Genomic DNA, 21,035 nt, shown 5'->3' with positions numbered 1-21,035 from the left:
CAACTTGAATTTCATTCATGGCCCAATCCGTTCTCGAGATCCGCCATCTCCGCACCCTGGTCGCGCTGCGCGACACCGGCAGCCTGGTGCGCGCCGCCCAGCTGCTCAACCTCACGCAGTCGGCGCTGTCGCACCAGGTCAAGCTGCTCGAGGAGCGCTACGGCGCGGCCTTGTTCGAGCGCAAATCGGTGCCGCCGCAGTTCAGCGGCGCCGGCCTGCGCCTGCTGCGGCTGGCCGATGCGGCCCTGCCGCTGGTCGAGGAGGCGGAGCGCGACGTGGCGCGCCTGGCGCAGGGCGGCGCCGGGCAGCTGCGCATCGTGGTCGAGTGCCACACCTGCTTCGACTGGCTGATGCCGGCGATGGATGCGTTTCGCAACCGCTGGCCCGAGATCGAGCTCGACATCGTCTCGGGCTTCCATCCCGACCCGATCGCGCTGGTGATGCAGAAGCGCGCCGAGGTGGCCATCGTGTCCGAGCAGGATCCGGACGAGACGGTCGACTACCACCCGCTGTTTCGCTTCGAGATCATGGCCTTGCTGGCCAACGAGCATCCGCTCGCGGCGAAGACGCATCTCACGGCCCGCCACTTCGCTGACCAGACGCTGATCACCTACCCGGTGCCCGACGACATGCTCGACATCGTGCGCCAGGTGCTGGCGCCGGCAGGCGTCGAGCCCGCGCAGCGCCGCACCACCGAGCTCACGGTCGCGATGCTGCAGCTGGTGGCCAGCGGCCGCGGCATTGCGGCCCTGCCCTTGTGGGCCGTGCAGAACTACCTGGACCGCGGCTACGTCACGGCCCGGCCCGTGGGCCGCAAGGGGCTGACAGGCGAGCTGCACATGGCCTGCACCGCCGCGACCTCGGCGCGGCCCTGGCTCGAAGACTTCGTGCGCATCACGCGCGAGAGCTGCTTCAAGAGCCTGCCCGGGATCGAGCTGCTCTGAGGGCGGCGCTCAGGCGACCAGCGCGATCGGGCTGCGATGCCCGACCAGCTCGAGCACGCGCTCGCCCGACACGGTCTCGTGGGCGAGCAGCTCTTGCGTGAGTTCATCCAGCGCCCGGCGATGCGTGCGCATGATCTGCTGGCACTTCACGTTGAGCCCTTCGAGCAGCAGGCTGGCCTGGCGCACCGCGGCCGAGACCTGCCGCGATGCGTGCTGCGCCGGCAGCGCGCCCAGGCTGAACAGCGCGCCGTCTTCGCCGAAGCCGTAGCGCCCGACCATGTCGAGCGCCAGCTTCGAGGCCTGCTGCAGGTCGTGGCTGGCGCCGCTCGACGCCTCCTCGAACACGGCCAGCTCTGCATTGCGGCCGCCCAGCAGCATCTGGATGTGCTTCTCCATGTCGCTCTTCAACACCAGCGTCATGTCTTCTTCCTGCGTCACGAGCGTGGCGCCCAGCGATCCGCCGCGCGGCAGGATGGTGATCTTCTCGACCTTGCCGTAACCCAGCACGACGGAGACGAGCGCGTGGCCGGCCTCGTGCACCGCGATGTAGCGCCGCTCGCGCTCGCCGAGCGCCCGCTGCGCGCCGTTGAGCTCGCCGATGCGCGTGGTCTCGATGGCCTCCATCAGGTGGCCCATCGACACCGCCTGCGCATTCGCTCGCGCCGCTACCAGGGCCGCGTGGTTGACGACGTGCGCGATGGTCGCCGGCGACAGCCCGGTGGTCAGGCGGGCCAGTTGCTCGTAGTCCAGCTCGCCGGCGAGGCGCAGCCTGGCGGCATAGAGCCGGAAGATGGCGGCACGGTCGCGCACGTCCGGCAGCTTGACGTTCACGCGGCGATCGAAGCGCCCTTCGCGCAGCAGCGCCTCGTCGAGGTTGTCGACCAGGTTGGTGGCGCCCACCACGATGACGCCCTCGTTGGCCGCGAAGCCGTCCATCTCGACCAGCAACTGGTTGATGATGCGGTTGCCCTCCGATTCCGCCGGCCCCGAGCCGCCGGCGCTGCGCCTGGAGATGCCGTCGATCTCGTCGATGAAAAGGATGCAGGGCGCGTTCTTGCGTGCGGTCTCGAAGAGCTTCTTGACCTTCTGCACGCCGACGCCATAGAACTTGGAAGTGAACTCGCTGCCATTGGTGGCGATGAAGCGGGCGCCGCACTCGCCGGCCAGCGCCTTGGCGAGCAGCGTCTTGCCGACGCCCGGGCCGCCGAGCATGAGCACGCCGCAAGGCGGCCGTGCGCCGAGCGCGCTGAAGCGCTTCGGATTCTTCAGGTAGTCGACGATGTCCTGCAGCGCGTTCTTGGCCTCGCCGGCGCCGATGACGTCGTCGAAGCGCAGGCCGGTCGGCTTCTCGACCAGCTTGGCGCTTGCGCCGATGCTGTCCCGCATCATGTAGAGAACGGCCACGACGAGCAGGATGGGGAGGAACACCCCCACCAGATCGCGCGCGGTACCCAGCGTGCGGTCGTCTGCGGCAGGTGCGCCGACCGTGGTGTCCGGCAGCACGACCAGCTGGAAGGATTTCGAATCGCCGGCCTTCGCCGCCTCGCCGACGACCAGCGCGGCGAAGGAGCCGCGGCCGTCGACCACGAAGTAGCGCTCGCCGCCGGCCGTCGTCACGAGGATGGCATTGGCCGCGATGCCGACGGTGCGGACCGCGCCGGCGCGCAGGTCGCGCAGCAGCTCGGAGCCGTCCTTCTCGGTGCCCGTCCAGCCCGAAGCCGCGTTGCGCATCTGCTGCGCGTCGCCGCCGAGCTGGTGAGCCTGCGGCGTCGCGCGCAAAGCCAGGTACAGGCCCGCCAAGACGGCGATGCCGAGCAGTGCCGCGAGGGCGATCCGGGCCGCGCCCGATCGGAAAAATCTGTGGAGCTGCTTCATGGGGCGGCCGAAGACGGTAAACCCGCATGCTAGGCAGTCCGCGAAGCGCGGGCGCCGTGCCGGCGACATAAACGCCGCCGCCGTGGACTACTTCTCGGCGGCGGCTGCAGGCCGCGTTGCGATCCCGCGTCAGCCCGCCCCTGGCGGCACCCTACTTCTTCTGCACCAGCTTGATCACGCTCGAGAAATCGAGCGCGCCATGGCCGGCCAGGCTGTGTGCCGCATAAAGATTGCGCGCCAGGCCGCCGAGCGGCGTGGCGGCGCGCACCGCGGCAGCGCTCTCCTGCGCGAGGCCCAGGTCCTTGAGCATCAGGTCGGTGCCGAAGCCGCCGGCGTAGCCCTTGGAGGCCGGCGCGTTCTCCATCACGCCGGGCAGCGGGTTGTACTTTTCGAGCGCCCAGTTGCCGCCCGAGCTGCGCCGCATGATCTCCGACAGCACCTTGGGATCGAGCCCGTTGGCGACACCGAGCGCGATGGCTTCGGAGGTGCCGATCATCAGGATGCCGAGCAGCATGTTGTTGCAGATCTTGGCCGTCTGGCCCGCGCCTGCGCCACCGGCGTGGAAGATGTTGGCGCCCATCTTCTCGAGCACCGGGCGCGCGCGTTCGAGATCCGCTTCGGAGCCGCCGACCATGAAGGTCAGCGTGCCGGCGATCGCGCCGCCGGTGCCGCCGGACACGGGCGCATCGATCACGGCCACGCCGCGCTTCGCGCCCGCCTCCGCCACCTTGCGCGAAGTCGCAGCGGCGATCGTGCTGCTGTCGATCACCAGCGTGCCGGCCGGGATCTTCTCCATCAGGCCGGGCTGGCCGTCGCTGCCGAGGTAGAGCGACTCCACATGCTGGCTTGCGGGCAGCATGCTGATCAGCACCTCGGCGCCGGCGAGCGTGTCCACCGCCGACTTGGCGATGGGCAGGCCTTCGGCGCCGAGCTTCCGGCAGGCCTCGGCCGAGAGATCGAAAGCGCTGAGCGCGTGGCCGGCCTTGTGCAGGTTGAGGGCCATCGGGCCGCCCATGTGGCCGAGGCCGATGAATGCGATCTTCATGTGTGTCTCCGTTATTCGTGCGATGGCTGTCAGGTCAGCGATGCGAGTTCTGCAGGCATCTCGCCGCGCACGCGCAGATGGTCTGCGACGAACTCGGGCGTGATCTCTTCGAGCGTGGCCGGGTCCCACTTCGGATTGCGATCCTTGTCGATCAGCACGGCGCGGATGCCCTCGGCAAAGTCCTTGTGCGCGCAGAAGCCCAGCGAGGCCCGGTACTCGAGCCGGAAGACTTCGGCCAGCGACATGCGGTGCACGCGCTGCCAGAGTTCGAAGCTGAGCGTCGCCGAGCTCGGCGCGCCCTTGGCGAAGGTCTTCGCCGCGGTCTGCAGCCAGGGGTCTTCGCTTTGCAACGCGAGCAGCCGCTTGGCGATGTCGTGCAAGTCGTCGCCGGCCATCAGGGCGTTGATGGTGTCGAAATGCTCGCGCACCTTGGAAGGCGGCAGCTCCGCGCCTTCGCCCGCACGCAGCAGGATGCGCGACAGCGCGGCGCGATCGGACTTGGCCTCGCCGGTCCATGTGCCTGCGGCGATCTCGTCCAGCACCTGTGCCTTGCGCTCGTGCGGCACCAACAGGTCGGCCAGGCCGCAGAAGATGGCATCAGCGGCATTGAGGTGGGCCGCCGTGAGCGCGAGGAACAAGCCCACGCGCCCCGGCATGCGGCGCAGGAACCAGCTGCCGCCCACGTCGGGGTACAGGCCGATGCTGATCTCGGGCATCGCGAGGCGGCTCTGGGCCGTGGCCACGCGGTGCGAGGCCCCCGCCATGAGCCCGATGCCGCCGCCCATCACGATGCCGTGGCCCCAGCACAGGACGGGCTTGGGGAAGGTATGGATCAGGTAATCGAGCTCGTACTCCTCGGCGAAGAAGCGCTCGGCGTAGGAATTGCGTTCGGGCCCGCATTCGCGCAGCGTCTGGTAGAGCTGGCGCAGGTCGCCGCCGGCACAGAAGGCCTTCTCGCCTGCGGCCTGCAGCAGCACGCCGGCAACGCCCGCATCCTGCGCCCACTCGCGCAGCTTCGGCGTGAGCAGCCGCACCATCGCCACCGAGAGCGCATTGAGCGCCGCAGGCGTGTTGAGCGTCGCCACGCCGAAGCGCCGGCCGCCGGCCGCCTGGATCTCGTCGAACAGGACCACTTCATCGCTCATCGGATGTCACTCTCGCCTTCCAGCAATTTGCGCGCGACGATCACGCGCATGATTTCGTTGGTGCCTTCGAGGATCTGGTGCACGCGCGTGTCGCGCACCAGCCGCTCCAGCGGGAACTCGCTCAAATAGCCGTAGCCGCCGTGCAGCTGCAGCGCCTCGTTGCAGACGTTGAAGCCCGCGTCGGTGGCGAAGCGCTTGGCCATTGCGCAATAGGTGCTCGCATCGGCATGCCCGGCGTCGAGCTTGCTCGCGGCCAGCCGCACCATCTGGCGCGCGGCCACGAGTTCGGTCGCCATGTCGGCCAGCTTGAACTGCAGCGCCTGGAAGCTCGCCAGCGGCTTGCCGAACTGCTGGCGTTCGTGCAGGTAGCGGCGCGACGCATCGAGCGCGCCCTGCGCCGCGCCGACCGAGCAGGTCGCGATGTTGATGCGGCCGCCGTCCAACCCCTTCATCGCGATGCGGAAGCCCTCGCCTTCGCTGCCGAGCAGGTTGGCGGCGGGCACGCGCACGTTGTCGAAATTGATGGTGCGCGTGGGCTGGCTGTTCCAGCCCATCTTGTGCTCCTTCTTGCCGTAGCTGATGCCGGGCGCGTCGGCCGGCACCGCGAAGGCCGAGACGCCGCCCGCGCCGCCGCCGCCGGTGCGTGCCATCAGCACCAGCACGTCGGTCGACCCGGCGCCCGAGATGAAGGCCTTGCCGCCGTTGATCACGTACTCCGCGCCCTGCAGCTCGGCGCGCGTCTTGAGCGCACCGGCGTCCGAGCCGGCGCCCGGCTCGGTCAGGCAGTAGGAGGCCAGCTTGCGCCCGCTGGTGAGATCGGCGCCCCACTGCTCGCGCACGGCCGGGCCGCCCCACGTGCCGAGCATCCAGGTCGCCATGTTGTGGATCGTGATGAAGGCCGTGGTCGACGGATCGACCGCGGCCATCTCCTCGAACACCAGCGTGGCGTCGAGGCGCGGCAGCGCCAGGCCCTCGATGCTTTCCGGCGCATAGAGCCCGCAGAAGCCGAGCTCGCCCGCCTTCGCGATCGCCTCTTTCGGGAAGATGCCTTCCGCATCCCACCGCGCGGCATGCGGCGCGAACTCGGCAGACGCGAATTCGCGCGCGGTGTGGGCGAATGCGCGCTGCTCTTCGGAGAGTTCGAAGTCCATGCCGCCGAGCTTAGCGGAGGCTGATGGTGGTGTTGAGGCCGTGCGCGGTGTCGTCGTCGAACCAGCGCTCCGTCACCGTCTTGGTCTGCGTGTAGAACATGATGACCTGCTTGCCGTAGGGGCCGAGGTCGCCGAGCTTGGAGCCGCGCGAACCGGTGAAGGAGAACATCGGCACCGGCACCGGGATCGGCACGTTGATGCCGACCTGGCCGACGTCGATGTCTTCCTGGAAGCGGCGCGCTGCGGCGCCCGACTGCGTGAAGATCGCGGTGCCGTTGCCGTTCGGGTTGGCGTTGATGAGCTCGATGGCTTCGTCGATGCTCTCGGCATTGGCCAGGCACAGCACGGGGCCGAAGATCTCCTGGTCGTAGATGGTCATGCCGGGCTTGACGTCGGCGAACACCGTCGGGCCGACGAAGTTGCCCTTCTCGTAGCCGGGCACCGTGGGCTTGCGGCCGTCCAGCGCCAGCGTGGCCCCGTCGGCCACGCCACGTTCGATCAGACTGTTGACGCGCTCGTAGGCCGCGCAAGAAACGAGCGGGCCGACGTCCACGCCCTTCTCGGTGCCGGCGCCGACCTTCAGCGTCTTGGCCTTCGCGACCAGGTCGGGCACCCATTTCTGCGCCTCGCCCACCAGCACCGCGACCGACACCGCCATGCAGCGCTGGCCCGCCGCGCCGAAGCTCGCGCCGGCCAGCGCATTGAGCGTCTGCTCCTTGTTCGCGTCGGGCATGACGATGGCGTGGTTCTTCGCACCCATCATGCATTGCACGCGCTTGCCCGATTGCGAGGCGCGGTGATAGACATGGGTGCCGACCTTGGTCGAGCCGACGAAGGAGATGGCCTTGATGTCCTTGTGATCGCAGATCGCGTTGACCACCGCTTCGCCGCCATGCACGACGTTGAGCACGCCGGCCGGGATGCCGGCCTCGAGCGCGAGCTCGCACAAGCGCATCGTGACCATCGGATCCTGCTCGGAAGGCTTCAGCACGAAGGTGTTGCCGGTGACGATGGCCATCGGGAACATCCACAGCGGAATCATGGCCGGGAAGTTGAAAGGCGTGATGCCCGCGCACACGCCCAGCGGCTGCAGCAGCGTGTAAGTGTCGACGCCGTTGGCGACGTTGTTGGCCAGTTCGCCGAGCTGAAGGTTGCCGATGTTGGTGGCGTGCTCGACCACTTCGAGGCCGCGGAACACGTCGCCTTCGGCATCGGGCAGTGTCTTGCCCTGTTCGGCCGTGAGGATCGCGGCCAGCTCGGCCATGTTCTCGCGGATGAGCTGCTGGTACTTGAGGAAGATGCGCGCACGCGCACCGATCGGCGTCTTGCGCCAGGTCTTGAAGGCTTCCTTGGCGGAGGCGACGGCGGCATCGACTTCGGCCTGCGTCGCAAACGGCACTTTCGCGAGCACTTCCTGCGTGGCCGGGTTGACGATGTCGCGCCACTCGGTGGTTTTCGACTCGACGAACTGGCCGCCGATCAGCAGCTTGACGGTCGCGACCTGAGTCGCGGGAGTGGTGGTGGCGTCCATGAATTTGTCTCCTTGAATGGGGTGCAGCAATCGATGCTAGCTTTGCACTTTTGCGATGGCAATAGACAATTACGCACTGGCGATCTGCATAATTGCAACGCATGGACTGGGACAACCTGCGCTTCTTCCTGGAGCTCGCGCGCACCGGCACACTGGTGAGCGCGGCGCGCCGGCTGGCGGTGGACCACACGACGGTGGCGCGCCGCATCCAGGCGCTCGAGAAGGAAGTCGGCAGCGCCCTCTTTTCGCGCGAGGCCGGCGGCCATCGCCTGACCGAAGCGGGCCGCCGGCTGCAGCCGCAGGTGGAGGCGATGGAGAGCGCCTTTCTCGCGGTCGAGAGCGCGGCGCCCGCTTCGCGGGAAGGCCTCTCGGGCCTGGTGCGCATCGGCGCCACCGAAGGCTTCGGCACCGTCGTGCTTGCGCCGCAGCTCGCGCTCTTCGCGCAGGCGCATCCCAAGCTCGTGATCGACCTGCTGGCAATGCCGCGGCTGGTGCACCTGTCGCGCCGCGAGGCCGACATCGTGATCTCGCTCGAGCGCCCCGCGCGCGGTCCGGTGGTGGTGACCAAGCTGACGGACTACGTGCTGCGCCTCTACGCGTCCGAGCGCTACCTGGCATCGCATAAGCCGATCGTCGAGCGCGAGGACCTGCGCGGCCACAGCTTCATCAGCTACGTGGACGACCTGCTCTTCAGCAAGGAGCTGCAGTACCTCGACGAGCTGTACCGCCCCGACTCGTTCGCGCTGCGCAGTACCAGCATCCTCGCGCAGCACCAGGCCGCCGCGGCCGGCGCCGGCATCGCGGTGCTGCCGGCCTTTATCGCCGAGCGCGACCCGTCCTTGCGCCGCGTGCTGCCGGGCGAAGCCAATTTCACGCGCACCTTCTGGATGTCGGTAGCGGCCGAGACCCGGCACCTGGCGCGCATGCAGGCCACCTGGAACTTTCTGCGCGAGACGGTGGAGGCGCAGCGCGAGCTGCTGCTGCCGGCGGACGCCACCGCCGGCTAGGCCTGCTAACAGGCCCTAGTGGCGATCTCGCAGCGGCCCCATGTGCGTCCGATACCAATCCGCCGCTTCTCCGCGAGACGACATTCCCAGCCGCTCGAGGATGCGCGCGAGATGACGCTTGACGGTATGGGGGCTGAGGCTCAACGCGCGGGCGATGAGCTTGTTGCTTTCGCCCACCGCGACGCGCGCGAGCACCTCCAGCTCGCGCTCGCTGAGCAACGCGGAGGCCTCGCTCGTCTCCCGCGCCGGCGCGACGACTTCCACCCGACGCAGCTGCCGCGCGGTGTCGGCCCATCGTCGAACGGCCGCGACGCCATGGACGGGAACCTCGGTGCCCCAGGCGGCATTGGCCAGTTCGGTGAGCGCGCTCACGCCGGTCAGCAGCACACCGATGAGTTCGCCCGTGCGGCGTTCATGCTCCAGGAGCGGGGCCACGGCTTGCCAGGCATCGGCGGGTGAACCGCATCTGAGCTCGGCGCGCGCCAGGTGGATGCGGCAGAAGGCATCGATGCCGATGCGGTCGACGTCGGCCGATATGGCGGCGGCTTCGCGCAGGAGCTTCAACGCCTCTTCGTCGCGCTGATCGCGCAGCGCGAGCAGGCCCTCGAAGGACCGGATGATCGGCATGTGAAGCGGCCAACGGAAGGTCTTGGGCATCCGTGCGAAAGCGCGCTCCGCTTCGCGAACGCCGTCCCAATCGCCCACCGCAGCGGCGGCGCGGCCGGCCAGGCTGATCTGCATCAAGCCCCAGTTGAGCCCTCGCGTGCGCTCCTGGCCATCTTCGAGCAATGCGTTGCATGAAGGGCCGAGTGCGGCGGTGTCGCCCTGCAGCGCCTGGTAGATGGTTTCGAGCCGAAGCAAGGGCACGCGAAGACTGCGCGGTTGCCCGAGCCACTGGTTGTCTTCGCGCAATTGGCGGATCTTTGCGTCGGCTTGCGCCAAGCGTCCCTGCCCCATTTCGAGCCAGGCCTCGAGCGTGTGCGCGGCCGCCTGGAGTGCCGCGTTGGTGTCGCCGGCAACCGCCAGCGCGCCGCGCACGAAGCGCTGGAGCGAGGCCCGAAAGTCCGTGCGGCCGACAAAGACGTAGAGATTGGGTGCGCAGCAATACCAGAGATCGGGCGTCGCCGCCTTCGAGAGGATGTCGATCAATCGATCGAGATGCTCGGCCGGCCCTTCGGGCGGCCCGTCGACGCAGGATTCCCAGATCCGGACCAGCTCCGTCACCGCGGCGGAGGTTTCGTCGAGCGGCCGGGCGCGGATCGCCTTCGACAGGCGATGCATCTCTTCGGTACGGCCGGCAAAGAACAGGGCCAGCGTCTCGAAGGCGCGCGCATGCTGCGCTTCGCGGTCCTGCTGCATGCTTTCGAAGCCCGCAGCGGCGCGGTTCATTGCGATCTGCATCTTGGCGAACTCGAGGTTCTGCAGCTCGCAGAGCCCGGTTGCATAGGTCAGCTGCGGCGAGCGCGCGCGCAGCAGCGGTGGGAACTGCTCGATGAGCCGCACCACCTGGGCGCTGTCGCCCGATGCCAGCATCGGCGAGGCCGCGTCGATAAACACCTGCTCGGCTTCGTCCCAGGCGCCCGCGCGCAACAGCAGGTTGACCCTGCGCACCGGGTCGCCCTCACCTTCGGCGGCCCGCTTCAGGAGCGATGGGACCTCGTCGGGATACTCGCGCCGCAGCCGCTCGTCGAGGAAGTCCCTGAACAGGTCGTGAAGACGCAGTGTGAACTGATCGCCCTCGAGCGCCGACACGAAGAGTCCCCGCCGCTCGATCTCTTCCAGCAATTCGGCGGTGCGCGGGCTGCCGCTCACCGCGGCGCAACGCTCGACCGTGAGCTCCGGCAACACGGCACAGCGCAGCAGGAAGTCATGCAGTTCCTCCGGCATCTGCGCCAGGACCTCGCTGGCCAGATAGTCGAACAGGTGCCGCTGGCTCCGCTTGCCTGCCGCCGGCGCAGTGGACGGCTGCCCCTTCATCGCGTCGAGGCTCAGGCTCAGCCCGGCGGCCCAGCCCTGAGTGCGCTCGTACAGGCGCCGCGCGAGCTCGGGCTCGTCGCCGCCGCCCGCAACCAGCCACAGGCGCTGAACCTCCGGCATGGAAAAGCTCAACTCGGCCTGCCTGAACTCGGCCAGCTCCCGGCGTGCGCGCAGGCGCGCCAGCGGCAGCCGAGGATCGACCCGGGTCGCGATGGCCATCGTCCAGTTCTCGGGCAGGGAATCCAGGAGCAGCGAGAGAAAATCGCACACCCTCGTGTCTGCGACGCTGTGCAGGTCGTCCAGCGCGATCACGCCCCGCTTCAGTTCGGTCGCCGCCAGCGTGTTCACCATGACCACGGCGGCCTCCCGCAAGCCGTGCCCGGTGGCGACCAGCCTGACCAAGGCTTCGGGTGCGACGCGCCACGGCGGATCGCAAGGCTCCAGCGCCTCGATCAGGTGCGACAGCAGCCGCTCCAGGTCGTCTTCGGCGTCAGCCTTGACCCAGGCGGTCGCGCAGTCCGCGGGCAGCAGGGCCAGCTGGCGCGAGAGCGCCGCCGTCTTTCCGTAGCCCGCCGGCGCTACCAGCAGGACCAGACGATGGTCGAGAAGCGCTGCGGCGAACTGCCGCTCGAGCTCGCTGCGTTCGATCAAGCCCACGCGATATCGCGGCGGCTGGATCTTGGTTGGCGAAAAGATCATGGGAGCCTTGAAATCACACGGGACTATAGGCCGCACTCGATGCAGCGCAAGCATCTCGACCGCACCGAGCGGCGGCGGCATTGGCCCGAGGTTGGCTCCTGCGCATGCAATGCAGCCCAGCGGCCGCCGGCCCATGAGCCGACCTATAGAACTTTTTTCCTCCCACAGCGGCGAGTGTTGGCCCGTCGCCGCGAGCCTGGCTGGCTCCTCTGGCCGATGCGCTGCAGCACCGTCGCGACGAATATTTCTCCCTGCGCAAGAAGCCGGGAAGGCAAGAAGAAACCGCCCCGGGCCCATGCGCGCCCTGACTGGAGATTTTCATGAGCCCCGGCCGCCACCCCATCACGAACGAGCATGATCGTGCGTTCGCGCGCAGCAATCCCGAAGTCCCTGGAATGCTCGGCCCCCTTGTGGCCATTCAGAGGATGCACCGCCGGATCTGGCTCCGGCTTTCATGGAAGGCCCAGACCCTGACCGTGGGACTCTCGATGACCATGGCGAGCTTCGGCCTGTCGATGCTGGTGGCTTTCCTCGCCGCCCCCTGAGGGCGAAGCTCGCTCAAGGCCAGGCCGGCGGATCGCTGCCGGGCGGCATCGAGGGGCGCGCCCAGACGACAGGCGTGCGCGCCAGCTGCGCGCTGTGGCGCATTCCCCGAAGTTCGCCGAAGCCGGACGGCGCGCTTTCGAGCCAGGGTTCGATGTCCGGCTCGGCCGCGGCCAAGCCGCCGGACACGCGCCCGAGCCCGCGCAGCCAATGCCCGGTCTGCGCGAGCGAGACCTGTACGTGCCAACTGCCGCTCTCTTGCTGCTGGCGCCACAGCGCAGCTGCCACGCCCAGCGCGATCAGGTAGCCACTTGCCTCGTCGAGCATCTGCATCGGCAAGGGCCTCGGCTTGCCGTCGCCTGCCGCCTCGCCCTCGGCGTGGTTGAAGCCCATGGCGGTCTGCACCAGCGAATCGAAGCCGCGGCGGTCGGCCCACGGCCCTTGGGTTCCGTAGGCCGAGAGCGAGACATAGACAATCCCGGGACGCCGCGCCGCGGCTTCTTCGGGGCCAAAGCCCAGCGCCGCCAGGCCGCGGGGCCGGTAGCCCTCCACGAAGACGTGGGCATCGGCCAGCAGACCTGACAGCGCTTCGCGTCCCGCCTCGCTGCGCAGATCCGCATGCGCCGACAGCTTGCCGCGACTGGTATCGGCGATGGCGTCGATGTTGGGCAGATGCGGCGAGTTGACCAGCATCACGTCGGCGCCATAGGCGGCGAGCGCGCGGCAGCCGACCGGCCCGGCGAGAACGCGCGTCAAGTCGAGCACGCGCAGGCCGGCCAGTGGGCGGTCGTCCTCGTGCAGCGGCGGCAGCGCGAGCGGTGGCGCGTCGCCGATGCGCTCGATGGAGAACAGGGGCTGCGCCGCCACTGCCCTGCCTTGCGGCGTGGCGTCCCACTCGTCGAAACGGCGCAGGGCCGCGACCACCAGCTTCTTCTCCGCGGCCGCCTGTTCGAAGTCCAAGGCCTGCCATGCGGAGATAGCCCGCTCGGCGTCGGCGCGCCCTGACGCCGCAGGATCCAATCCGAGCAGCCGCAACGCGCCGTCCCGGTGGTGCGCGAAGTTCGCATGCACGCGCACCCAGCCGTCGGCGCAGCGATAGAGGCCGGAAAAAGGATCCCATTGCGGCGGCACGCGGCCGTCGATGCTGAACCAGGCCGTGCAGTCGAGCGCGGCATGCAGCATGTCGACCGCCACCTGCTGGCGCGGCACGCCGCGCAGGTGGCCCAGCTCGCAGGCCGCGAGCGCGGCGGCAGCGATGGTGCTCTGCGCTGCGGTGCCGACGGCGAAGGACGAAGGCAGCACCGGATCGGCGCCGGTCAGTCGCGCGAAGTCCAGCGCATCGGCGGGCAGGCCGGCCTGCTGCCAGAGCCCCTGCACCGCGCCGATGCTCTTCATCTTCAGTGCAGCAGCTTCACACCCGTCTTGGCCTGCAACGCCTCGAAAGTCACGCCTTCGGCGAGCTCGATCACCTTGAGCCCCTCGGGCGTGACGTCCATCACGGCCAGGTCGGTGATGACACGGTCGACCACGCCCACGCCGGTCAACGGCAAGGTGCACTGCTCCAAGATCTTGAGGTCCTCGGTGCCGTCCTTCTTCTTCGCGACATGCTCCATCAGCACGATCACGCGCTTGACGCCGGCCACCAGGTCCATCGCGCCGCCCATGCCCTTGACCATCTTCCCCGGGATCATCCAGTTGGCCAGGTCGCCCTTGGCGCTCACCTGCATGGCGCCCAGGATCGACAGGTTGATCTTGCCGCCGCGGATCATCGCGAAGCTCTCGTGGCTGCCGAAGATGGCCGAGCCGGGAATGGTGGTCACGGTCTGCTTGCCGGCGTTGATCAGGTCGGCGTCGACCTGGTCCTCGGTCGGGAAGGGGCCGATGCCGAGCATGCCGTTCTCGCTCTGCAGCCAGACTTCCTTGTCGCCGACGAAGTTGGCCACCAGCGTCGGGATGCCGATGCCGAGGTTGACGTAGAAGCCGTCCTCGAGTTCTTGCGCGGCGCGTGCCGCCATCTGGTCTTGGGTCCAGGGCATGTCAGGCTCCTTTGATGTTGGTGTTGTTCTTGACCGGCTCCGGCACTTCGCTGCCCACCGCCGCCTGCGCGATCGCAGCCTGGGCCTCGACCTTGGCGGCTGCCGCATCGACCGGCGCCGCCGCGCTCACGGTGCGTTTCTCGATGCGCTTCTCGGGCTTGGCATTGAGCACGATGCGGTGCACGTAGATGCCCGGCAGGTGGATGTCGTCAGGCGCGATCTCGCCGACTTCGACGATCTTCTCGACCTCGACGATGCAGACCTTTCCGGCCATCGCGGCGGCCGGGTTGAAGTTGCGCGCCGTGAGGCGGAAGCGCAGGTTGCCCGACTTGTCGGCCACGTGGGCCTTGACCAGCGCCACGTCGGGCACCAGCGAGCGTTCCATCACGTAGGTTTCGCCCTCGAACTCGCGCAGCTCCTTGCCCTCGGCCACCATCGTGCCGACGCCGGTCTTGGTGAAGAAGGCCGGAATGCCGGCGCCGCCCGCGCGCAGCTTCTCGGCCAGCGTGCCCTGCGGCGTGAATTCGAGCTCGAGCTCGCCGGCCAGGTACTGGCGCTCGAACTCCTTGTTCTCGCCCACGTAGCTCGCGATCATCTTCTTGATCTGGCGCGTACCGAGCAGCTTGCCGAGGCCGAAGCCGTCGACGCCGGCGTTGTTGGAGATGCAGGTCAGGTTCTTGACGCCCGAATCGTGCAGCGCGTCGATCAGCGCCTCGGGAATGCCGCAAAGGCCGAAGCCGCCGACCGCGAGGGTCTGGCCGTCGGCCACGACGCCCTTGAGCGCTGCGTCGGCGGAGGGGTAGATCTTGTTGGCCATGGTTCCTCGTTCGGAAATGGTTGATGAAGCGCCTGAGACGATACTACGTACAGGCATACGTAGTATTTCGTAATGGACACACCCGACACTCTTTTGCACTCGATCGACTACCGGCTCGCCTTCGAGCAGGCGCCGGTGGGCATGGTGCTGTCGCGCCACCGCATCATCATCGACTGCAACGCGCGCCTGTGCGAGATGTTCGGAACCACGCCGGATGAACTGATCGGCGAATCGTTTCGCGTGCTCTACCCGAGCGTCGCCGAATTCGAGCGCATCGGCAAGCGCATGGAGCCCATTCTCAACGCGAGCGGCCGCTATGCCGACAACCGCATGATGAGAAGGGTCGGCAGCCTGCATGGCGTCTTCGCGGGCGAGACCTTCTGGTGCCACGTGAGCGGCCAGGCGCTCAACCGCGCGGCCCCGCACGAGGCCGGCATCTGGACCTTCGAGGACCTGGGCTCGCGACGCTCGGCGAAGGCCGAGCTCACGCCGCGCGAACGCGAGGTGGCGGCCCAGGTGATGCAGGGCTCGACCTCGAAGGAAATCGGCAAGGCGCTCGGCATCAGCCACCGCACGGTCGAGATCCACCGCGCGCGGCTGATGCGCAAGTACGCAGCGGCGACCACTGCGGAGCTGGTGCAGAAGCTCATCGCCGGCTAAGCCGGCTACGGCACGATCCGAAACCATGTCTTCGCTCCCCGACCCCGGCAAGCCGCACCATCGCGCGCGCGGCTTCCAGAACAATTACATCGAGTTCCAGCCCAAGAGCCTCGCCGAGCTGCTGCGATGGCGCCGCGAGGCCGCGCGCGCCGGCCTGCCCCGCCCGCCGCTCGCGTCCATCCCGCAGGTGGCGCCCGATCTGCCGTGGCTGCACGCCAATGCACAGGCCGGCGCGCAGATGGCGCCGGCCCTCACCTGGATCGGCCATTCGACCGTGATGGCACAGCTCGGCGGCCTCACGCTCTTGACCGACCCGATGTTCTCCGAGCGCGCCTCGCCCGTGCAGTTCGCGGGGCCGCGGCGCCATGTGCCGCCCGGCATCGCGCTGCGCGCGCTGCCGCACGTGGACCTGGTGCTGGTCTCGCACAACCACTACGACCATCTCGATTCCGCCTCGGTGAACGCGCTGAATCGCCAGCCCGGCGGTCCGCCGCTCTTCGTCGTGCCGCTGGGCCTCGAGCCATGGTTCAGGGCGCAGGGCATCCGGCATGCCGTGGAGCTGGATTGGTGGGACAGCCACCGCATCGCGACGCCGCAGGGCGAGGCCGATGTCGTGCTGGTCCCGGCGCAGCACTGGTCCTCGCGCGGCCCGCGCGATGCGCTGGCCACCCTGTGGGGCGGCTTCGCCGTGCTCGCGCCGGACTGCCATCTGCTCTTTGCCGGCGACACCGGCTACTCGCGCGACTTCAGCGACATCCGCCGCCACTTCGAAAGCCGGCAGACGAAAGAGCGAGGCGGCGGCTTCGACATCGCCCTGCTGCCCATCGGCGCCTACGCGCCGCGCTGGTTCATGAGCGCGCAGCATGTGAATGTCGAGGAGGCGCTGCCGATCCATGACGACCTCGGCGCCAAGCGTTCGCTCGGCGTGCACTGGGGCACCTTCGAGCTGACCGACGAGTCGCTCGATGAGCCCCCGCGAAAGCTGGCCGAATTGCGAGCGGCGCGCGGCATGCCGGAGGACGAATTCTTCGTGATGGCGATCGGCGAGACGAGAAAGCTCGCACCTCGCGCCTTGGCGATGAGGGAGACCCGCGGATGACGAGGCCCTCGTGCGCCGCCGGCTGCATCCTCGCGGCCTTCGTTGGACTGGCTGGATGCACGCTGAACAACGCGCCGCCGCGCGAAGCCCGCGCCGCGCCGCCGCCCACCGACTGCACCGCGCGCGTCGGCGCCGACCGCAACGCCGAGCTGCCCGGCTACAGCTTGCCGCGCGCAAGCGGCGGCACGGTCTGCGTTCCGTTTCTGCCGAGCGCGAACCACCCGCCGAAGAACTACGCTGGCCGCGACTACCACGTCGACGAATTCACCGATGCCAAGCTCAGGTCGCGCTGGAGCGCCTGCAAGGCCGACGCCGCCTGCTTCCGCCGCATCGATGCGCAGATGCAGCGCTGGCTGCCGCCCAACAAGGAGCGCGCGACGCGCTCGACCGGCGTGGTCGATCCCTCGGGCAGGATCGATCCCGACGGCGAGGTCGACCTGCGGCAGATCCGGCGGCCGGCCTTCTTCGCCAAGGCGCCGTACAACGAATCGATCGCCGAGGCCGAGCCGCACGCCTACACGGTCGAATTCAGCGCGCCGCGCGACAGCTTCGAGCGCATCGCACTGAGGATGCAGGACACGATCAAGCTGCGCGGCTGGTACCTCGAGGGTGCCGGCGTGGATGACGGCAAGGGCGGCAAGCTGCGCGCGCTGGTCGTCATGGCAAGTGGCGGCAGCGGCCAGCTCACCGCAATCCAGCACCCGGATGAAAAGCCCTACCGCATCGATCCGGCCACCGGCAGGACGGTGGGCATCGCCTTCCCCAACGCCACCACCGAGAGCATGGGCCAGCGCTGGTGGCGCGAGAACCTGCATGCGCTGAACGCCGCCGGCTTCGACGTGTTGAGCTACGACCGGCGCGGCGAAGGGCTCTCGGGCGGCTTCAGCGACACCCACACCCTTGAACAGGGCGAGGACGTGTTCCGCGTGCTCGAACAGCTCGAGAGCGGCCGCGGCATGCGCATGCTGACGCCCACTGGCCAGCTGCTCGAAGGCGACGCGGCCGGCGGCCGCCTGCTCGCGGGCATGAAGGCCGACCGGATCCCGATCATCCTCGGCGGCTATTCGCGCGGCTCGATGTCCACCGCCTGGGCCATGACGAAGAACTTCGCCGAGTCGTGCGGCTACGACATGCCGATCGTGCGCTGCGCGCCGCCGAAAGGCCTGAAGAACATCAAGGGCGCGATCCTGCTTGCCTCCTTCGCGAGCGGTGCGGGCTATGTGCCGGCATCGCCCGACCTGGCCGATCGCAACCTCTTCGCGGCCGGCATGGCGGCTGAGCACCACATCGTCTTCTATCCGAGCTCGGCCACGCTCGCGGGCATGGACCGCTGGCCGGCGGCCTTCTTCGGCAAGGGACTGTGGGACCGCGCCGAGAGCGTCGAAGGCACGATCGCCGCCTACGACCGCATCCGCGGCCCGAAGGAGATCGTGGTGGCCCGCGGACCGCATTCGATGGAGACTTGGGCGCCGGCCGACCTGGCCTACATGCAGCAACGCATGGTGGCCTTCGCGAAACGCGTGGTCACCGGCGGCACGCGCGTGCCCGATGCCAAGCCGTGGTCCGATCTCAAGTCGCTGGTCGCGACCACGCCCGATTCGTGGGAGCCTTCGTCGCAGCCGGCGCGCTAGCCACCTGCATCCTCGAAGCCCCAGAAGACCGAGAAATTCTCGACCGGCTCCCTCGGCATCCCCAGATCGTTCACCACCGCATCGGCGTCCGCGTAGCCTAGCGACATGCCGCAGACGACCGACTGGGTGGGCGGCAGGTGAAGAAACTCCGAAATGAGCGACTCGTAGCGCACGAACGAAACCTGCGGGCAGGTATCGAGGCCCCTGGCCTTGGCGGCAATCATCAGCGTCTGCAGGAACATGCCGCAATCCGCCCAGCTGTGCTTCGTCAGGCGGCTGTCGATGGTGAAGATGAGCCCGACCGGCGCATCGAAGAAGCAAAGGTTGCGCCCCGATTGCCGGTTGCGAGCCGCCGCATCGTTGCGATCGATCCCGAGCGCCGCGTAGTACCGGGCGCCGAAGTCGGCCTGCCGCGACACGCAGGCGGCCGGCAGATCGTCCGGGAAGTGCCGCGAAGGCGGCAGCTCATTGCGCTCATGCGACAGCGACAGGGCCTCGCTCAACAGGCGCTTGGGCTCGCCTGCCAGGACATGGACCGACCAGGGCTGCGTGTTCGAGTTGCTCGGCGCGCAACGTGCGACGTCGAGGATCTCCGCCACCTCGGACTTCGGAACCGGCGTCGGCCGGAAGGCGCGGACCGTCCGGCGCGATCGGATCAGGGCCTCCACGACGCTGCATACGGTGGACCCTTCCGCCACCACGGGACGATCTGCGTTCATCATGCCGCGATGTTGCCCCAGCGCGTATTCGCCATCCAGTGAACATTGAGCAAGATCGTCATGCACGAAGCGCAAGATCCTGAACACCCGAGAGTTCGACCAGCTGCTCCCTGAGCCAAAGATGCGCGGGATCGTGCTCGTCCCGCCGGTGCCATATGGCGCGCACGGTGGCGTGCTGCGCCGCGTAGGGCAAGGGCTTTGCCAACAGGTCGCGCCGCGCGAGAAAGGCCTGAGCGAGTGGCGCCGGCACGATAGAGATCATGTCGCTGCCTTGCAGAAGATCGGGCACGGCCAGCGAATGCGGCACCGTGATCCGGTAGTGGGGGCGCCTTCCGGCGGCCGCCAACGCATCCTCCAGCGCCGAACGATCGAACATCTCCGACTGGCGCGCCAATCCGCGCTCGACGATGTAGCCGCTGACCGCCCCTTCCTCCTGGCCGCCGAGCGACACCGTCAGCAGCGGGAACGCGGCCAGATCTTCGGTCCGCGGCTTGCGGCGCGCGAGCGGATGGCCTTTGCGAAACACGAGCACGTCCTGCTGGATCCACAGCCGCGCGCTCTGGAACCGGCCCGGAACGTCGGCGAAGATGCCCAGCGCGATGTCGATGCGCCCGACGTCGATTTGCTCGGCCAGGTCGAGCCGCGTCGCCGGCCGCACGACCAGATCGGACGACGGCGCCGCATCGCCCATGCGGCGCGCCAGCTTCGTCAGCAGGACCGAGGTGACGTAGTCGTTGGCCGCCACCACGAACCTGCGCGTGGTCGTCGCCGGCTCGAAAGGCTGGACGCCCAGCGTGTCGTGGATGGCGCGCACGGCTTCGCGCAGCGGCGTCGCCATGGCGAGGGCACGCGCCGTGGGCTCCATGCCCTTGGCCGTGCGCACGAACAGTTCGTCCTGCAAGGCCTCGCGCAGGCGCGACAAGGCATGGCTGATCGCCGACTGGCTGAGGTGCAGCCGCTTGCCGGCGCGAAGAAGGTTCCGGTCCTCGAAGACGGCGTCGAACACGCGCAGAAGATTCAGGTCGATGCGCTTGGGACTGAGCGGTGCCTGGGTTCTTTTCATCTTGCACCTCGTGCATTTTCCTGTTGCAGATTCATCGCTTCCGATGTCGAAGCCGCGGTGGCAATGTGCAGCCACGCATCACACGGAGCACCGCGATGACCGATCTTTCCAGACGAAGTTTCGCCAAGTATGTGTCCTGCCTCGCGCCGGCTCTGGCCGGCCTTCCGACACTGGCACACGCACAAGCCGACGGCGGCGTCGGCCGAATCGTCGTCGGCTATCCGCCCGGCGGCACGCTGGACCAGACCGCGCGCCGCCTTGCGGAGGCATGGAAGGCGCAGAACCGCGCCTACGTCGTCGACAACCGGCCGGGCGCCGCCGGAAGAATCGCGAACGGCCAACTCAAGCGAGAGCGCGCCGACGGCAGCGTGGTTCTTTGCACTCACACCTCGGCGATGACGATCTACCCGCACGTGTACGCCAAGCTCTCCTACGATCCGGTCAAAGACCTTCGCCCCGTCGCCTTGCTCGCGTCTGCGACCTGCGTACTCGCGATCAGCAGCGCGCTGCCGTCCGAGATCAGGACGCTTGCCGACTATGTTCGCTGGCTGAAGGCCCACGACACCGGGCGGACCTACGCATCGCCCGCCGCCGGATCGCTGGCGCAGTTCCTGGGCTATCGCTTCTCTCAGGCCGCAGGCGTGCCGCTCACGCACGTGGCCTATCGTGGCTCCGCGCCCGCCATGCAGGACCTGCTCGGCGGACAGGTTCCGGCCTACCTCGGTTTCGTCGGCGATTTCCTGCAGTACCTCGGCAGCGGCAAGGTCCGCCTTCTGGCCGCGACGGGCGAGCGGCGTTCGCGCTTCCTCAAAGACGTGCCCACCTTCGCCGAGCAGGGTTTCGGCACGGTGGCAGGCCTGGAAAGCTACGGCGTCTTCGCGCCGGCTTCGACGCCCGAAGCAACGGTGGCGGCGCTGGCCGCGGCAACGCAGGCGGCGTCCCGCGACAAGGCGCTGGCCGGCGGCCTGGAGCAGATCGGGCTCGAAGCGACCTACCTCGGCTCGGCCGAGTACGCGCAACTCATCGCGGCCGAACGGGAGCGATGGAAGCCCGTCGTCGAGGCCTCCGGTTTCAAGGCGGACGAGTAATGGCC

General features: G+C 68.5%; 18 protein-coding genes. 7 read left to right on the top strand and 11 right to left on the bottom strand.

Going from position 1 to position 21,035, the window contains the following annotated elements; genetic code table 11:
- The first annotated feature begins 17 nt into the window (after positions 1-17).
- Entirely contained in the window at positions 18-944 is a 927-nt protein-coding gene (locus tag EJI01_RS22980) for a LysR family transcriptional regulator (protein ID WP_126839449.1), read from the top strand.
- Positions 945-953: 9 nt separating this feature from the next.
- On the opposite strand, the gene EJI01_RS22975 is transcribed toward EJI01_RS22980, so the two are convergent.
- The 5 genes from EJI01_RS22975 to EJI01_RS22955 all read right to left on the bottom strand — a co-directional run bounded on the left by EJI01_RS22975 (position 954) and on the right by EJI01_RS22955 (position 7,691).
- Positions 954-2,819 carry an AAA family ATPase gene (locus tag EJI01_RS22975; protein ID WP_126839448.1) on the bottom strand — a complete coding sequence of 622 codons (1,866 nt, stop codon included), beginning with the start codon at positions 2,817-2,819 and terminating at the stop codon, positions 954-956.
- 151 nt (positions 2,820-2,970) lie between these two features.
- Complete coding sequence (gene mmsB / locus EJI01_RS22970) at positions 2,971-3,864, bottom strand: 3-hydroxyisobutyrate dehydrogenase (protein ID WP_126839447.1); 894 nt, start codon at positions 3,862-3,864, stop codon at positions 2,971-2,973.
- A 29-nt stretch (positions 3,865-3,893) separates the two neighbouring features.
- A complete protein-coding gene (locus EJI01_RS22965) occupies positions 3,894-5,009 on the bottom strand; it encodes an enoyl-CoA hydratase/isomerase family protein (RefSeq protein ID WP_126839446.1) in 1,116 nt (371 codons plus the stop codon).
- Positions 5,006-6,160, bottom strand: coding sequence for an acyl-CoA dehydrogenase family protein (locus tag EJI01_RS22960; protein ID WP_126839445.1), 1,155 nt, complete (start codon positions 6,158-6,160; stop codon positions 5,006-5,008). The genes EJI01_RS22965 and EJI01_RS22960 overlap by 4 nt, the downstream gene beginning before the upstream one ends.
- A gap of 10 nt (positions 6,161-6,170) precedes the next feature.
- Positions 6,171-7,691, bottom strand: coding sequence for a CoA-acylating methylmalonate-semialdehyde dehydrogenase (locus EJI01_RS22955; RefSeq protein ID WP_126839444.1), 1,521 nt, complete (start codon positions 7,689-7,691; stop codon positions 6,171-6,173).
- Positions 7,692-7,792: 101 nt separating this feature from the next.
- Here EJI01_RS22955 and EJI01_RS22950 point away from each other — a divergent pair, with 101 nt between their 5' ends.
- Complete coding sequence (locus EJI01_RS22950; protein ID WP_126839443.1) at positions 7,793-8,698, top strand: LysR family transcriptional regulator; 906 nt, start codon at positions 7,793-7,795, stop codon at positions 8,696-8,698.
- Positions 8,699-8,713: 15 nt separating this feature from the next.
- Here EJI01_RS22950 and EJI01_RS22945 read toward each other — a convergent pair whose 3' ends face one another.
- Positions 8,714-11,374, bottom strand: a complete 2,661-nt coding sequence (locus EJI01_RS22945) for a LuxR C-terminal-related transcriptional regulator (RefSeq protein ID WP_185879027.1) — start codon at positions 11,372-11,374, stop codon at positions 8,714-8,716.
- Positions 11,375-11,694: 320 nt separating this feature from the next.
- Here EJI01_RS22945 and EJI01_RS22940 point away from each other — a divergent pair, with 320 nt between their 5' ends.
- Positions 11,695-11,919, top strand: a complete 225-nt coding sequence (locus EJI01_RS22940; RefSeq protein ID WP_126839441.1) for a hypothetical protein — start codon at positions 11,695-11,697, stop codon at positions 11,917-11,919.
- 13 nt (positions 11,920-11,932) lie between these two features.
- Here the strand turns inward: EJI01_RS22940 and EJI01_RS22935 are convergent, their stop codons facing one another.
- From EJI01_RS22935 to EJI01_RS22925, 3 genes are read right to left on the bottom strand one after another with little or no spacing between them, the layout of a single operon-like run.
- Positions 11,933-13,312 carry a CoA transferase gene (locus EJI01_RS22935; RefSeq protein ID WP_126839440.1) on the bottom strand — a complete coding sequence of 460 codons (1,380 nt, stop codon included), beginning with the start codon at positions 13,310-13,312 and terminating at the stop codon, positions 11,933-11,935.
- Between the two features lie 2 nt (positions 13,313-13,314).
- Positions 13,315-13,953, bottom strand: a complete 639-nt coding sequence (locus EJI01_RS22930; RefSeq protein WP_126839439.1) for a 3-oxoacid CoA-transferase subunit B — start codon at positions 13,951-13,953, stop codon at positions 13,315-13,317.
- A 1-nt stretch (position 13,954) separates the two neighbouring features.
- Entirely contained in the window at positions 13,955-14,770 is an 816-nt protein-coding gene (locus EJI01_RS22925; RefSeq protein ID WP_126839438.1) for a CoA transferase subunit A, read from the bottom strand.
- Positions 14,771-14,863: 93 nt separating this feature from the next.
- Here EJI01_RS22925 and EJI01_RS22920 point away from each other — a divergent pair, with 93 nt between their 5' ends.
- The 3 genes from EJI01_RS22920 to EJI01_RS22910 are packed head-to-tail and all read left to right on the top strand — an operon-like array spanning position 14,864 to position 18,160.
- Complete coding sequence (locus EJI01_RS22920; RefSeq protein ID WP_126839494.1) at positions 14,864-15,430, top strand: LuxR C-terminal-related transcriptional regulator; 567 nt, start codon at positions 14,864-14,866, stop codon at positions 15,428-15,430.
- A 25-nt stretch (positions 15,431-15,455) separates the two neighbouring features.
- Positions 15,456-16,529: an MBL fold metallo-hydrolase gene (locus EJI01_RS22915; RefSeq protein WP_126839437.1), complete on the top strand. Its 1,074-nt coding sequence runs from the start codon at positions 15,456-15,458 to the stop codon at positions 16,527-16,529.
- A complete protein-coding gene (locus EJI01_RS22910; protein WP_126839436.1) occupies positions 16,526-18,160 on the top strand; it encodes a hypothetical protein in 1,635 nt (544 codons plus the stop codon). Before EJI01_RS22915 ends, EJI01_RS22910 begins: the two co-directional genes overlap by 4 nt.
- Here EJI01_RS22910 and EJI01_RS22905 read toward each other — a convergent pair.
- Together EJI01_RS22905 and EJI01_RS22900 are read right to left on the bottom strand one after the other, a co-directional pair.
- On the bottom strand, positions 18,157-18,945 hold the full coding sequence (locus EJI01_RS22905; RefSeq protein ID WP_312846079.1) for a nitroreductase: 789 nt from the start codon (positions 18,943-18,945) through the stop codon (positions 18,157-18,159). The genes EJI01_RS22910 and EJI01_RS22905 overlap by 4 nt on opposite strands.
- Positions 18,938-19,942 (bottom strand): LysR family transcriptional regulator, encoded by a 1,005-nt coding sequence (locus tag EJI01_RS22900; protein ID WP_126839435.1) that lies wholly within the window; start codon positions 19,940-19,942, stop codon positions 18,938-18,940. The genes EJI01_RS22905 and EJI01_RS22900 overlap by 8 nt, the downstream gene beginning before the upstream one ends.
- A gap of 95 nt (positions 19,943-20,037) precedes the next feature.
- Here EJI01_RS22900 and EJI01_RS22895 point away from each other — a divergent pair, with 95 nt between their 5' ends.
- Positions 20,038-21,030, top strand: a complete 993-nt coding sequence (locus tag EJI01_RS22895) for a tripartite tricarboxylate transporter substrate-binding protein (protein WP_126839434.1) — start codon at positions 20,038-20,040, stop codon at positions 21,028-21,030.
- Positions 21,031-21,035 lie beyond the last annotated feature (5 nt).

This window comes from Variovorax sp. MHTC-1 (genome assembly GCF_003984645.1).
Taxonomy (GTDB): Bacteria; Pseudomonadota; Gammaproteobacteria; order Burkholderiales; family Burkholderiaceae_C; genus Variovorax.
The sequence above is the reverse complement of the archived record's forward strand: the minus strand, read 5'-3'. Positions and strand labels throughout refer to the sequence as shown.